Source organism: Dialister micraerophilus, from assembly GCF_947090205.1.
Classification (GTDB): Bacteria; Bacillota; Negativicutes; order Veillonellales; family Dialisteraceae; genus Dialister; species Dialister micraerophilus.
In genome coordinates, this window is sequence record NZ_CAMUNF010000003.1 from 96,565 (window position 1) to 111,718 (window position 15,154).

A 15,154-nucleotide genomic window follows, 5' to 3' on the forward strand; every position below is an offset into this window, starting at 1 on the left:
ACTCAAAAGTCAAAAAGTCAATAGGTTTAAAAGTCAAAAAAACAGTCGTGTTAATCCGACTGTTTTTTTAGATTTAATTTATATATTATTTTTTGAGGAAAACCTTTTCTTGCTAAAAAAATAATTAATTTATCAGGATTATTTTTATATAAATTTGAAATTTTAAACTTCAAATTTACTATTTTTTTTGCAGCATTTAATTCTTCAGTCTCCGATAAATCCAAATTAATATAAAGTCCTTTTTGTTTTAACTTTTGATGAATCATTTTATTACTTAATAAGTTTTGATTTTTATAATAATTAAATAATTCTATTGATAATTTTTCGTCATTTATATAATTTAATTTTTTTAACTTTTCAATAGTTTTATTTATTTCTTCATTGGTATATCCTCTATTTTTAAGTTTATAAGTTATTTCATATTCACTTTGGGATTTATAGTTAAGAAGCCTTAAAGCGGCTTGATAAACATCTTTTTTATTTTTCATCATCGTTTCCGGCAATTACTTCATCATTAAATGTTTCAGGCTCAACCATTAGAGTATCTCTTATTATTTTATCGATTTCTTTAGCAATTTCAGTATTATCATGAAGATACTTTTTTGCATTTTCACGTCCTTGACTTATTCTTTCACCTTTATAAGAATACCATGCACCGCTCTTTTTTATAATATCCATATTTACTGCAATATCTAATAATGTACCTTCTCTAGATATACCTTCTCCGTACATAACATCAAATTCAGCTACTTTAAATGGCGGTGCAACTTTATTTTTTACAACTTTAGCTCTTGTACGATTTCCTACAACATCAGTACCGTTTTTTATAGCTTCTCCACGCCTTACTTCTATACGAACTGATGAATAAAACTTTAATGCTCTTCCACCTGTTGTAGTTTCAGGATTACCGAAAACTATTCCCACTTTTTCTCTTATTTGATTTATAAATATAACGATAGTGCGAGATTTACTGATTATACCTGTTAATCTTCTCATAGCTTTACTCATTAATCTCGCTTGTAATCCTACAGATTGATCGCTTATATCGCCTTCAATTTCTTGTCGTGGTACTAAAGCCGCTACTGAATCTACCACTATTATATCTACAGCTCCGCTTCTTACTAAAGATTCACAAATACTTAAAGCTTGTTCACCGCAATCAGGTTGAGAAATTAATAATGCATCTGTATTTACACCCAAATGATGTGCGTAAATAGGATCCAATGCATGTTCGGCATCTATAAAAGCTGCCACGCCTCCGATTTTTTGTGCTTCTGCTATAGCGTGTAATGCCAATGTTGTTTTACCTGAAGATTCTGGACCGTAAATTTCTGTTACTCTACCTCTCGGATATCCTCCTACACCTACTGCTATATCTATAGCTAAAGAACCGGTTGATATAACTTCGATATCCAATTTACCGCGCATATCACCTAATCTCATAATTGCACCGGCACCAAATTCTTTGGTTATTTGGTTTAAAGCACTTTCTAAAGCTTTATTTTTTTCTTGTTCTATAGCGTTTTTTGACATACAAAGCTCCTTTCTAAAATTTCATTGTTAATATATTTAATTAAATATTCTATTGCTTTTTCAGTAACTTTAATTCTTATTTGATTTCTGTTTCCATAAAAAAACTCTTTATATACCTTAACGCCTTTTTTGCTTGAAATTCCTATAAAAACCAAACCTGTAGGCTCATTTGAATTCATAAGATGTGGACCGGCATATCCTGTAGTTGATATTGAAAAATCCGAACAATATAATTTACGCACATTTTGCGCCATTTCTTTAGCTACAGGTTCACTTACAGCAGTAAATTTGTTTATTAAATCTATAGGTATATTAAGAATTTTCTCTTTTGCAGTATTTTGATATGTAACAACTCCACCCACAAAATAATTTGAACTTCCGGGAATATCTGTAATTGTTTTTGATACTAATCCGCCTGTACAAGATTCGGCAACAGATATTAAAAATTTGTTTTCTAATAATACTTTTTTTAATTCTTTTAATTTAATATCTATAGCATTTTCCATTTTAATCAATTCTTTCTGCTATTAAATCATATGAATACCCATCTATTATTTTTGTTTTTATGAAATCACCGGGGCAAGCATCACCGAAATTATAAATATATGTATTACCATCAACATCAGGTGCTTGAAAAGAAGTTCTTCCCTTAGCTATTAATTTTTCTCCATCTTTAATTATATCTTCTATTAAAACTTCTGCTTCTTTACCTATAAGTAATTCATTATTTTCTTCAGAAATACCTGCTTGAATTGACATAAGTTTATCATATCGTTTTTCTTTAACATCTTCAGAAATTTGATTTTGCATGAGTGCTGCAGCGGTACCTTCTTGTGGCGAAAATTTAAATGCCCCCATATTATCGAATTTAATTTTTCTTATAAATTCGCACAAATCCTCAAAATCAGATTCTGTTTCTCCGGGAAATCCTACCATTAATGTTGTTCGTATTGTTATATAAGGAATATTATTGCGAATTTTATTTAATAATTTAAGAATACTTTCACTTGTATCTTTTCTGTTCATTCTCTTGAGAACATTATCACTTATATGTTGCAATGGTATATCTATATATTTACAAATTTTTCTTTCTTTCGAAATTAAATCAAGTAATTCATCAGTAAAATTTGTAGGGTATAAATAAAATAATCTAATCCACTTTACTTCAGGTATTTTTACTAATTGTTTAAGTAATAAAATTAATGAAGTTCCGTCTCTTAAATCTTGACCATAACAACTTAAATCTTGTGCAATTAAATTAAATTCACTAACACCTTGCTTAGCCAAATTTCTTACCTCAGACAATATTGATGAAATAGTTCTACTTCTCATGGGTCCACGTACAAAAGGTATGTAACAAAAAGTACATCCTTTATTACAACCTTCAGATATTTTTATATAAGACATATATGACGGTGTTGTTAACTTACGCGGAATAAGTTCTTCAGATGCACATGGTGTGCAATTAAATTCATATATTTTTTCATTTTCTTTCTCATAAGATTTTTGTACGGCTTTTAATATATTTCTCCATGAATCTGTTCCGATAAATATATCTATCTCAGGTATTTCTTTAGCTAAAGCTTCTTTATATTGTTGTGTAAGACATCCGGCAGCCACAAGACGTTCACATTTACCGGTTTTTTTGTAATTTGCAATTTCTAAAACAGTTTCAATAGACTCTTGTTTTGCGGGATCTATAAATGTGCATGTATTAACAATAATTACATGTGCTTCTGATAAATCATTTGTCAATTCATATCCTGCATTTTGCAAAATCCCTACCATCATTTCAGTATCCACAAGATTTTTTGAACAACCCAAACTTATAAATCCCAACTTTTTAGCTTTCACCAGCTAATTCCTCCCAAATCTTATTTTTTCTACCCATAAATCCAATAAAGTTTTCTTACCCTCATCACTATAATTTTTTTCTAAATCCCAAAATATAAGATCCTTTCCGAATTTATCCGAATTAACTTTCATATCATTACTATAAAGATAATAATTTTTATTATCTTCCATATTCTTTTTATAATTTGAAGAATCTAAAATCCAATTTATAAATTCAATACTTTCTTCACTATTATTTTCTTGTAAACTTGCTATACCATATAAATACCATGCAGTTCCATCAATTGGATATGAAATGATAACGGGAAGTCCTTCTTTTTCTGTTCGTTTAGCTTCATTATAATCAGAAATTCCTATATCACATTTATCCATTGCTGCCATACGAGAAGGTGTAGACAGATATTTTCCGTATTGAATTACATGTTTATTTGCAATCCATAATCTATCAAAAATACCATCTTCTCCAAAATGCTCTGTCATTGACATCAATAAATCTTTTGTTATATCTGATGCAATAAAATCCGTCATACTTAATCTGATATTTATATGGTTAAAAATTTCATCCCAACTATATACAAAATCAGGATTATTATCTGCAAATTTTTTATTTACTATAAAAATAGTAGGATTAATCCAAATTCCTGTCCAAAAACCATCTTTATCTTTAAAAATATTAAGAACTGTATCTGTTTTTTCTGAAGTAAATTTATAAATTTTCCGCATAGATTTTAATTTATTTAAATTTTCTTGAGATGTTATAATTATATCACTTTTTTTCAATATAACAGGATCAATATTTTTTAAATCAACAGTATTTATATAATTAACTTCAACATTTATTTTTTTAGAATTATAAAAGGATTTCTTAACCGGTTCAAACATATCAGATGGTAAGTCTGTGATAACTACAACTTTTTTTGCATCTGCAATTACTTCTTGTTCCTTTTTCTTATGTTCATCAGCATAATAAAAAATATAAAAACATGCCGATAATGTAATAACTAATAAAAGAGCAATGGCAAAAATTCTTTTCACAATTATCCTCTTTCTAAAAATCAAGTATTTTTCAACTTAATTTCCAATTCATTTTTAGAAATTAAAATTTCTCTTGGCTTTGCACCATCTGCACCCGAAACAATCCCCATTGCTTCCATGGTATCCATTAATCTTCCTGCTCTAGTATATCCTATTCTAAATCTTCTTTGTAATGCTGATACTGATGCACGTTTAGTATCTAAAATCCATTCTGCAGCTTCCCCTAAAAGTTCATCTTGTTGTGATTCAAATGGAACAATTTCTTTTATTTCCGGTATTGATAAATCAATTGGTTTGTTATCAAGTTTAATTAACCCTGATGAATTTTCTTTGATGAAATTTGTTATGTTTTCTACTTCTTTATCTGTTATAAAAGCTCCTTGTACACGTATAGGATAAGCAACACCTGAAGGATCAAACAACATATCACCCTTTCCAAGTAATTTTTCAGCGCCGGCTCTGTCTAGAATTGTTCTTGAGTCAATTTGAGATGATACAGCAAACGAAATTCTACTTGGAATATTGGCTTTTATAACACCTGTTATAACATCTACCGACGGTCTTTGTGTCGCCAAAACTAAATGAATTCCTGCAGCACGTGCTTTTTGAGCAAGTCGACATATAGAATCTTCTACGCTATCGGATGCAACCATCATTAAATCTGCCAATTCGTCTATTATTATAACCATATAAGGCAATTTCAATTCAGGTTTTGCTATATTAAAACCTTTAATATCTCTAACTTTATTTTCCGAAAATAATTTATATCTGTGTTCCATTTCTCTGACAGCCCAATTTAATGCTCCTGCTGCTTTTTTAGGATCTGTAACTACATCAATTCTTAAGTGTGGAATTCCATTATAAATTGAAAGTTCCACTACTTTAGGGTCTATCAAAATCAATTTAACATCGTCCGGAGAACTATTATACAGAATACTGGTAATCAAAGTATTTATGCATACACTTTTTCCGCTACCAGTTGCTCCTGCAATTAAAAGATGAGGCATTTTAGACAAATCGGCAACTACAGCATTACCTGCTATATCTTTCCCCAATGCTACTAAAATATTTCCTTTCCCACGTTTAAATTTATTATCTTCAAGAACATCTCTTAATGCCACTTCGGAGTTTTTTTCATTTGGAATTTCTATTCCAACAGCAGATTTACCGGGAATAGGTGCTTCTATACGAATTTGAGTGGCAGCTAATTGAAGTGCAATATCGTCAGATAAATTTTCAATTTTTCTTACTTTTACTCCTGGTGCAGGTTCTATTTCAAAGCGTGTTACGGACGGACCTATACTTATATTAATAACTTTTGCGGAAACACCGAAACTTTTTAATGTTTTTTCTAATAAATCCGCTTTTTCTTTGGCTATATCAAAATAATTTTCTGAAATTTTGATACTTTTATGAAGTAATTCAATAGGAGGAAATTTATATCCTGAGCATGTTTTTATCTCTTTAGAATCATCTTTATCTAGTTCTTCATTTTTATCATTTAATGTTTCATTAATAGATTTTTTTACAGATTGATTTTTAACTTCAGAAATTGATTTTTCTTTTATATGTTTTTTCTTAGACGATTTATATAAAAAATCATTTGATTCTTCTTCATTTTCAGAAAAAAATTCAGGTTTTTTTAAAGTTTGACTTTTCTCCTTAATTGTCTTTTTCACTAAAATTAATTTTTCTTCAGTTTTTTTACTTATTTTTTGAACGCCTGAAGAAAGAGACCATTTTGTCAAAAACAATATATCTATTACTAATAATAAAGTTATTAATATTGTTGTTCCAATTTCGCCAATCATCCATCTGAATGACCATGTTATTGAACTTCCAATTATTCCACCATATTCCGTAATATATTTCATATCAAACTCATATTCAGTAGGAACCATAATATGTGTATAAAGTGTAGCTATTAAAAAATATGAAAAAAAAGCAAGAAGTAATTTTCTATTCCATGAAAAATTACTTGCTTTTAATGTATAATATCCTCCCCACACAACTAATCCTATTGCCGGAATTATTGATAAAATTCCAAACAGTACAGAAAAAGCTTGTGTAATAAGATCACCTATAACTCCCGTATTAAATCCCAATATTGAAATTATTACAAAAACTCCTAAAAATAACAAAAATAATCCTGTTAATTCATAAGATAATTTGCTTTTATTTTTTTTTCTTTTTATTACAGAACTATGATTCTTTTTATTATTCATAAAATCTCCTTAGTCGTGTTTATCATTAGTAAAAGAAATCCATTCTTTATATAATTTTTTTTCTTCACCTTTAAGTATAGGTTTATAATAAATATCTTGTTTTAATGTCTCCGGAAGATATAATTGATTTACCCAACCTCCAAAATCATGTGGATATTTATATTCTTTTCCATATCCCATTTTTTCAGCACCTGAATAATGAGAATCTCTTAAATGGATAGGTACTTCTCTGATTTTTGTTTCTTTTTCTCGCTTTTGTGCTATGTTTATAGCTTTATATGCACTATTACTTTTAGGAGAAAGACAAATATATATAACAGCTTCTGATAAAATTATTCTTGCTTCAGGAAATCCTACTCTATCTGCCGCTTCAGCTGCAGATGTTGCCAATAACAAAGCGTTTGGATTGGCAAGTCCTACATCTTCTGCCGCAGATATAATTATTCTTCTTGATATAAATTCCGGTTTTTCTCCACTTTCTATCATTCTTGATAAATAATGAAGTGCAGCATTTACATCACTGCCTCTCATACTTTTTATAAATGCTGAAGCTACATCATAATGATTGTCACCTTTCTTATCATATAAGAATATTTGTTCTCCGGCAACTTCTTTTACTAAATTTTCTGTTATTGTTCCGTTCGGAGCGACTAATGATGTGACTTGTTCTAATAAGTTTAATGCAATTCTTGTATCGCCATTAGCAAAAACTGCTATTTCTTTTAAACTTTTTTCATTATATTCATAATTATATTTTCCTAAACCTTTGTCTTTGTTTGTAAGAGCATTTTTTAAAATAGATATTATATCGTCTATTGATAATTCTGTAAGTCTTACTAATCTTATTCTCGAAAGTAATGCTCGATTCAATGAAAAATAAGGATTCTCAGTAGTTGCTCCAATAAGTGTTAAGGTGCCGTCCTCTGTATATGGAAGCAATACATCTTGTTGAGATTTATTAAATCTATGAATTTCATCTATAAAAAGAATTGTCCTTTTATTATAAAATTTTAAATTTTCTTCAGCTTTTATTGCTATTAATCGAATTTCTTTAATTCCATTTTCAGTAGCATTAAACTTTATAAAATTTGATTTTGTAGTACTTGCTATAACTTTTGCAATAGTTGTTTTACCGCATCCGGGTGGTCCGAATAATAATAAAGACGGTACTAAATCTTTACAAATCATTTTATATAAAAAAGATTGACTTCCTATTGAATTTTTTTGACCTACAATATCTTCAAGTTTATCGGGACGCATTCTGTCTGCAAGCGGAATATAAGTATTATCTTGTTTAATATCAAATAAAGAATCCATAATTGCCTCTATAAAAACAAGCCGCTAAGTTCCCTTAGCGGCTAATAATTCATAATCCCCACCATGTCGTTGATGCTGTATTTTGAGTCTGCATAATTGCAGGTGGGTGTTCTCCTGAAACATTTTGTTAGTCCCCTTTAAGGGGCTTTAACGCCACAATTCAACTTGAACTCCCTAAATAAAGGTGTTGGTTCAAAATATAAAGCTGCACGTGCACAGCAGGGGTTTTCTTAATTTCAGTTTATCAAAGGTATGTTTTTTTTTCAAGTATACGCACCAAAACGTTTACCGATTAAAATAAATCTTTTTCTGTTTTTATTGATGTTTTTATGTGCAGTTCTCTCAACTGTTTATCAGATACTCCTGAAGGCGCCTGAGTCAACGGATCAATTGCACTTTGCGTTTTAGGAAACGCAATAACATCTCTAATTGACTTACATTTAAGCATTAACATAACTAAACGATCCAATCCGAATGCTATACCTAATTCAGGCGGTGCTCCGTATTGGAAAGCTTCTAATAAGAAACCGAATCTTTCTTCAGCTTCTTCATCACTTAATCCTATTGCCTCAAATACTTGTTTCTGTAATTCAGGTTGATATATACGCAAACTACCTCCACCGATTTCAGTTCCGTTAAGAACCATATCATAAGCTTTTGCATATACTTTCGAAGGATCTGTTTTTAAATATTGTATATCTTCATCTCTAGGTGCGGTAAACGGATGATGTTCTGCTACATAACGTTTTTCATCTTCATTATATTCGAACATCGGGAAATCCGTAACCCAACGGAAGCAAAATTCATTTTCATTTATGAGATTTCTTCTACGAGCCATTTCCAATCGTAACTCTCCCAATGCATGTGCAACAATCTTGGGTTTATCAGCGATTAATAATAACAAATCACCTTCTTCGGCTTCACAGAATCTTCCAATTTCTCTAACTTTTTCTTCACCTAAGAATTTGGTTACTTGGCATTTTAATTTTCCGTCTTTTTGGAATCCCATCCAAACCATGCCCTTAGCACCATAACGACCTACATAATCAACAAGATCATCTAAATCACGTCTAGGTATATCTGAATATCCTTTAACATTGATTGCTTTAATAACACCACCGTTATCTACAATCGAACGGAAAACTTTGAAATCACATTCACGCAATAAATCTGTCACATCATAAAAATGCATGTCAAATCTTAAATCAGGTTTATCAGAACCATAAAGATTCATAGCATCATCCCATTTAATTCTCTTAAATGGAACCGGCACATCTATATTTAATATTTCTTTAAATAACTGCTGCATCATACGTTCCATCAATGAAAGAATGTACTCTTGATCTTCAAATGAAACTTCTATATCCAATTGAGTAAATTCAGGTTGTCTGTCCGCACGAAGATCTTCATCTCTAAAACATCTTGCTATTTGGAAATATTTTTCAACACCTGATACCATTAACAATTGTTTAAAAAGTTGTGGAGATTGCGGTAATGCAAAAAATTCTCCGGGATTTACTCTGCTGGGAACTAAATAGTCACGAGCACCCTCAGGTGTACTCTTAGTCAATATAGGTGTTTCAATTTCTAAATATCCATGCTTGTTCATATATTCTCTTATATTATGAACAATTTTATGTCTCATAATTAAATGATTAAGCATTTCAGGACGTCTTAAATCAATATAACGATGTTTTAAACGTATATTCTCATCTACATCAATTCCATCCTCTACGTAAAAAGGAGGTGTTTTTGATTTGTTTAAAACTCTCATTTCAGATACAACTACTTCAATATTACCGTTTTTCATCTTTTCATTTATTGTATCTTCACTTCGTTCGCGAACAACACCTTTTACAGCAAGTACATATTCGGAACGAACATCTTCCGCTTTATGGAAAGCTTCTTCACCATGTTGTGGACTGAATACCAATTGAACTATACCGGAACGATCTCTAAGATCTATAAAAATTAAACCGCCATGATCACGTCTTGTTTGAACCCAACCTGCCAATGTAACTTCTTTTCCGCATTCAGCAATAGATACATTGCTACATTCACAAGATCTACGCATGCCTGTCATTGTTTCCATGTTTTGCACCTCTCAATATATTTATTAATAATAATATCCTTTAGTTAATTCTTTTGCAAGAAAATATCAAAATTCAAAATTATTATATACACATTTTAAGTACGATAATAATTTTAATTTTAGTGATATTAAATAAATCGCATCATTTAGATTAAAATAACATAAACATTTTACTACATTATGTAAAATGTTGTAAATAATCATAATCAAACAGTAATTATTCGTTTAAAGCACAATATTCACAATATCCATAAAATTTAAGTTGATAGTCGACAATATTAAATCCTGTTTCGCTCTTAATCTTATGTTTTACATCATCCATAAAATCTCTGGAAAATTCAAAAACTTTTCCACAATTCAAGCAAATTAAATGATAATGTGAATTTGCTAAATTATGATCATTTAATTCATAACGGCTTCTACCGTCACCAAAATCAAGTTTTTTTAATAAATCCAAAAAAGTAAATAATTCCAAAGATCTATATATTGTTGCCAATCCTATTTCAGGATTAGATTTATGTACTATTTCAAACACATCTTCTGCACTTAAATGATTTTCAGAACTATCAAGAAATGCTTGTAATATAGTTTGTCTTTGTGTTGTAAATTTAAATTTGTGTTCACGAATTTTCTTTTTTAAAATATTCATGGCCGTAGATTTTTTCATAATTACACTTCCTTTAGAATTATTTGTAACGTTCATAAAACCACATATGCCTTAATACAATTTGAAGTACAGCTATAAACGGCACAGAAACCATCATTCCTATTACACCGTATAATTGTCCTCCTATTAATACTCCGGCAATAATTACTATAGGATGTACTTTGATTATAGATCCCATTAATTTAGGCATAATTAAATGTGCATCTAATTGCTGTACAAAAATATAAAATATAGTAACTTGAATCGCTGTAGATGTACCTTGAAGAAGTCCTAAAACTATAGGTGGTAATGCTCCGATAATAGGTCCTACAATAGGTATCATCTCAAGAACACCTGCCAATAAACCTATAACCAAAGGGTATGGTATGTCAAACATACTCATTCCTATACAAACAAATATAGTCATAATTGCAGAAAGCAATAATTGTCCTCTTATATAAGCATGCAAAACATTATATATTTCTGAAAATAAAATATTTAAACGATTACTATACCTTTCAGGAAATAAAGAAATAAATAAATCTTTAAACACACTACCTTTTTTCATAAAATAAAAAGTTATAAAAGGAACGACAATCAATTCAAGTAATGTGCTTGCAACGCTAAACACTGCAGATATACTGAATTGTGCCAATTTTAATGTATACTCACCTATATTTTGAATTACTCTTGCTATAACCGTTTTAACTTCAGGAGGTAAAAGACTTAATGAGTAATTCTTTTCTAAAGACATCATAAGCTGTTGTAATGCATTTAATGTGTCAGGAACACTTTTTATAAATGCTCTTAATTCATTAATAAAGGGTACAAAAATATGAACTCCGATAGAATATACAATCGTAATAAAAACTATAAAAGAAATAATTATCGAAAAATCATATGGAAACCATTTAATTTTAAGCTTTAATATATTTTTTTGTATAAATTTAGCAAGCGGATTTAACAGTATGGCTAAAAATAGTGATATTCCGAAAGGGAATACAACAACAGGAGCAAAAAATAATAAAATACCCAAAAAAACAACTATTGTTACTCTAAGCCAAAACTCGGTTCCTTTTCTCATACTAAGTACCTCTTACAAACGGATTATTTTCACGTTCAAATTTAATAGAAGTTGTAATTCCATGTCCGGGCATAACATCTGTATTATCAGGTAATATAAACAATCTATTTACTATACTGTTAACAAGTTGTATAAAATTACCACCTGGAAAATCTGAGCGTCCTATTGTTTTATAAAACAAAGTATCACCTGTAAATAATATATTTTCAGATTTTATATAATAACAAATACTTCCTATTGTATGACCCGGTGTTGTTATTATTTCAAATTCGACATTTCCAAAATTTAATTTTTCTCCATCTTTTAGTAAAAAATCTACTTTATCATAAATTAACGTTCCTGGAAATAAATATGATAAATTAAAATTCGAATTTAAAAGTGTTTTTTGTTCTTTTTCTCCCATATAAACTTTTGCATCAGGAAAACTTTCTTTTATTTTTAAAATTCCGGCAATATGATCTATATGTGCATGTGTTAAAAGTATAGCTTTAATTTTTATGTTTGATTTTTTAATTTCAGACAAAATATTTTCAACATCAAAAGAAGGATATATTACCTAAAACATTTTTTGACTATCTAAAAGTATAGTTACAGGTCCATCATTTTCTAAAGATACTTTCATATCTGTTTGAAATTTACCGGTTCCTACTTTAACATATTTTGAACACATTTCCACAGTCTTTTCATATAATTCATTAGCACGGTCAGGTAATTCAGCTTCTATAAATCCCGGTCTCCTACCATGTCTTACATCTCCATATAATGTGAATTGTGAAACTAATAATAATTCTCCACCACTTTCAAGTAATGATTTATTCATTTTTCCGTTTTCATCTTCAAAAATTCGCATATTAATAATTTTATTGCAAATATATTCACAATCCTTTTCCGTGTCGCCCTTTTTTACACCTAATAATACCAACATACCCTTACTTATTTTTGAAGTTTCAACCCCATCATTTACTACACGAGCCCAATTACATCTTTGAATTACCGCACGCATATTTACTCCTTTATTTTGAATGAATACGTCTTACAAAACGTACACCTTTTATTCTACGTATTTTTGTCATAATATATTCTAATTGTTGCAAATCTTTTACTTGTATTCCCAAATCCATTTTTGCAACACCGTTTTCATTTACATTTACATTGGCAGTAGAAACTGACATTTTCAATTCGGTAAATACAGATAATACCTCTGACATTAGTCCACTTCTGTCATAACTTATTACTTCTATATTAACTAAGAATTTACTTACTATTTGATTAGACCATTCTACATAAATTCTACGACCTTGTTCAAACAGATTGAGTGCATTTGAACAATCGGCACAATGTACCGATACTCCACGGCCTCTTGTTACATACCCTATAATTGGATCACCAGGTACCGGATTACAACATTTTGCCAATCTTACGAGTAAATCTTTTTCACCTTTTACTAAAATACCGTTGCTATGTGTTTTATTTTTATTATTTTCCTTTAAGCCTTCAAGTGTTTTTAGTGTTTTTTGCTTTAATATTTTATCTGGATTCAAATCTTTTTCATAAAAATCTATTATTTTTAAAATAACACTTCGTGAAGATAATCCTCCGTAACCGATAGATGCCATCATATCATCTACAGATGAATTGGAATATATTTTAGCCGCTGAATTTATACAATCATGTGTATAAATTTTTTTCCAATCATAGCCTAACTTAGTTGCTTCTGCTGTAAGTAACTCAATTCCTCTACGTATATTTTCTCCACGGTTTTCACGCTTAAACCAATTGCGTATCTTTGACTTACTTTCTGTTGCACAAACCATATTCAACCAGTCATAACTCGGTTTGCCTGTTTTTGAAGTTACTATACTTACAATATCACCGTTTTTTAATTTTGTTTCCAATGGAACAATTTTATTATTGATCTTCGCTCCTACACAATGATTGCCTACATCAGTATGTATACGATATGCAAAATCAATAGAGGTAGATCCTTTAGGTAGATTTATTACATCTCCTTTAGGTGTAAATACAAATACTTCATCAGAAAATACGTCTAATTTAACAGCATTCATAAGTTCTTTGGGATTTTCGGTGTCTTGCCATTCCAAAATTCTGCGCAACCAACCTATTTTAGAGTCAAATTTTTGTGAATTATTTGAATTTCCTTCTTTATATCTCCAATGTGCAGCAATACCGTATTCAGAAACGTGATGCATTTCCCATGTACGTATTTGAATTTCTACAGGTTGTCCTTTAGTACCTATGATAGTTGTATGCAAAGATTGGTACATATTAGGTTTGGGTACCGCAATATAATCTTTAAATCGTTTCGGTAAAGGTTTCCACAGAGAATGTACTATACCTAATACTGCATAGCATTGCGGTATAGTATCTACAATTACACGAACTGCATAGAGGTCATAAATTTGTGATAATTCTCGATTATCACGCTTCATTTTTTTATATATACTATAAAAATGTTTAGGTCTTCCTGTAATAACTGCTTTTATATTTGTTTCATCAATTTTTTCCTTTAAAACATGCATTGTATCTTCTACAATAGCTTCACGAACTTGTCTTTTTTCTCGCATTTGGCTAACTAAATCATAATAGTCTTCAGAATATAAGTAATGAAAACATAAATCCTCAAGTTCCCATTTTATATTATATATTCCTAATCTATGTGCAAGAGGTGCATAAATTTCTATTGTTTCTTTAGCAACACGTTGTCTTTTTTCTTTACGAAAAACCCAAAGTGTTCTCATATTATGTAATCTGTCGGCAAGTTTAATAATAACTACACGAACGTCTTCTGCCATAGCCAAAAACATTTTTTGGAAATTTTCAAGCTGCTGATCTTCTTTATTTTTATACTTGAATTGCGAAAGTTTTGTAACTCCATCAACCAGAAATGCTATTTCTTTACCAAATTGATTCTCTATATCTTCTAAAGTTGTATCCGTATCTTCAGCTACATCATGTAATAATGCCGCCACAATTGCATTTCTATCTAATTCTAACTCAGAAAGAATATATGCAACTGATAAAGGATGAAATATATACGGCTCTCCTGTTGCGCGTTTTTGCCCGGAATGTGCTTTATTTGCCAATTCAAATGCTTTTTTTATAAAATTTATATCATCTTGATTTGAAATATACTTTTTAACTCTATTAATTAATTTTTTATATGCATCTTCAATTGCTTTTTCATAATAAGTTTCAGAAAGATTTTTATTATTTTCACATTTTTGATTATGTCGCATCAAAAAATCTGCAAGTTTTGATGCAGATGCATCCGTATATATAGTTGTATCTACTAAATCATTAGCTATTAAATTTTTGTCTTCATTCAGAAATAAATTTTTATTCATTAA

The 15,154-nt window shown here is 29.8% G+C and carries 13 protein-coding genes and 1 other RNA gene; all 14 read right to left on the minus strand.

The annotated features are described in order from the left end of the window. Positions 1-50: 50 nt before the first annotated feature. The 14 genes from P6922_RS02985 to P6922_RS03050 all read right to left on the minus strand — a co-directional run bounded on the left by P6922_RS02985 (position 51) and on the right by P6922_RS03050 (position 15,151). The gene (locus tag P6922_RS02985; RefSeq protein ID WP_007554600.1) at positions 51-488 is read right to left on the minus strand and encodes a regulatory protein RecX; all 438 of its coding nucleotides are present in this window, start codon (positions 486-488) and stop codon (positions 51-53) included. After that, on the minus strand, positions 478-1,533 hold the full coding sequence (gene recA / locus P6922_RS02990; protein ID WP_007554543.1) for a recombinase RecA: 1,056 nt from the start codon (positions 1,531-1,533) through the stop codon (positions 478-480). Before recA ends, P6922_RS02985 begins: the two co-directional genes overlap by 11 nt. Next, a complete protein-coding gene (locus tag P6922_RS02995; protein ID WP_276874250.1) occupies positions 1,515-2,039 on the minus strand; it encodes a CinA family protein in 525 nt (174 codons plus the stop codon). The genes recA and P6922_RS02995 overlap by 19 nt, the downstream gene beginning before the upstream one ends. Position 2,040: 1 nt before the next feature. Then, positions 2,041-3,387 carry a 30S ribosomal protein S12 methylthiotransferase RimO gene (gene rimO, locus P6922_RS03000; RefSeq protein WP_276874134.1) on the minus strand — a complete coding sequence of 449 codons (1,347 nt, stop codon included), beginning with the start codon at positions 3,385-3,387 and terminating at the stop codon, positions 2,041-2,043. 3 nt (positions 3,388-3,390) lie between these two features. Next, positions 3,391-4,422 (minus strand): ABC transporter substrate-binding protein, encoded by a 1,032-nt coding sequence (locus P6922_RS03005; protein WP_276874135.1) that lies wholly within the window; start codon positions 4,420-4,422, stop codon positions 3,391-3,393. Positions 4,423-4,442: 20 nt separating this feature from the next. Continuing rightward, entirely contained in the window at positions 4,443-6,563 is a 2,121-nt protein-coding gene (locus P6922_RS03010; protein ID WP_276874252.1) for an FtsK/SpoIIIE family DNA translocase, read from the minus strand. Between the two features lie 93 nt (positions 6,564-6,656). Beyond that, the gene (locus P6922_RS03015; RefSeq protein WP_007554581.1) at positions 6,657-7,964 is read right to left on the minus strand and encodes a replication-associated recombination protein A; all 1,308 of its coding nucleotides are present in this window, start codon (positions 7,962-7,964) and stop codon (positions 6,657-6,659) included. A gap of 51 nt (positions 7,965-8,015) precedes the next feature. Then, positions 8,016-8,192: non-coding RNA, 6S RNA (gene ssrS, locus P6922_RS03020), on the minus strand. Between the two features lie 64 nt (positions 8,193-8,256). Beyond that, complete coding sequence (gene aspS, locus P6922_RS03025; protein WP_276874137.1) at positions 8,257-10,056, minus strand: aspartate--tRNA ligase; 1,800 nt, start codon at positions 10,054-10,056, stop codon at positions 8,257-8,259. A gap of 217 nt (positions 10,057-10,273) precedes the next feature. Next, on the minus strand, positions 10,274-10,723 hold the full coding sequence (locus P6922_RS03030; RefSeq protein WP_007554531.1) for a Fur family transcriptional regulator: 450 nt from the start codon (positions 10,721-10,723) through the stop codon (positions 10,274-10,276). A 19-nt stretch (positions 10,724-10,742) separates the two neighbouring features. Next, on the minus strand, positions 10,743-11,786 hold the full coding sequence (locus P6922_RS03035; RefSeq protein ID WP_276874139.1) for an AI-2E family transporter: 1,044 nt from the start codon (positions 11,784-11,786) through the stop codon (positions 10,743-10,745). A 1-nt stretch (position 11,787) separates the two neighbouring features. Then, positions 11,788-12,309 carry an MBL fold metallo-hydrolase gene (locus P6922_RS03040; protein WP_276874141.1) on the minus strand — a complete coding sequence of 174 codons (522 nt, stop codon included), beginning with the start codon at positions 12,307-12,309 and terminating at the stop codon, positions 11,788-11,790. A 33-nt stretch (positions 12,310-12,342) separates the two neighbouring features. Beyond that, positions 12,343-12,789, minus strand: coding sequence for a D-aminoacyl-tRNA deacylase (gene dtd / locus P6922_RS03045; RefSeq protein ID WP_007554604.1), 447 nt, complete (start codon positions 12,787-12,789; stop codon positions 12,343-12,345). Positions 12,790-12,799: 10 nt separating this feature from the next. Next, the gene (locus P6922_RS03050; RefSeq protein ID WP_276874143.1) at positions 12,800-15,151 is read right to left on the minus strand and encodes a RelA/SpoT family protein; all 2,352 of its coding nucleotides are present in this window, start codon (positions 15,149-15,151) and stop codon (positions 12,800-12,802) included. Between the last annotated feature and the right edge of the window lie 3 nt (positions 15,152-15,154).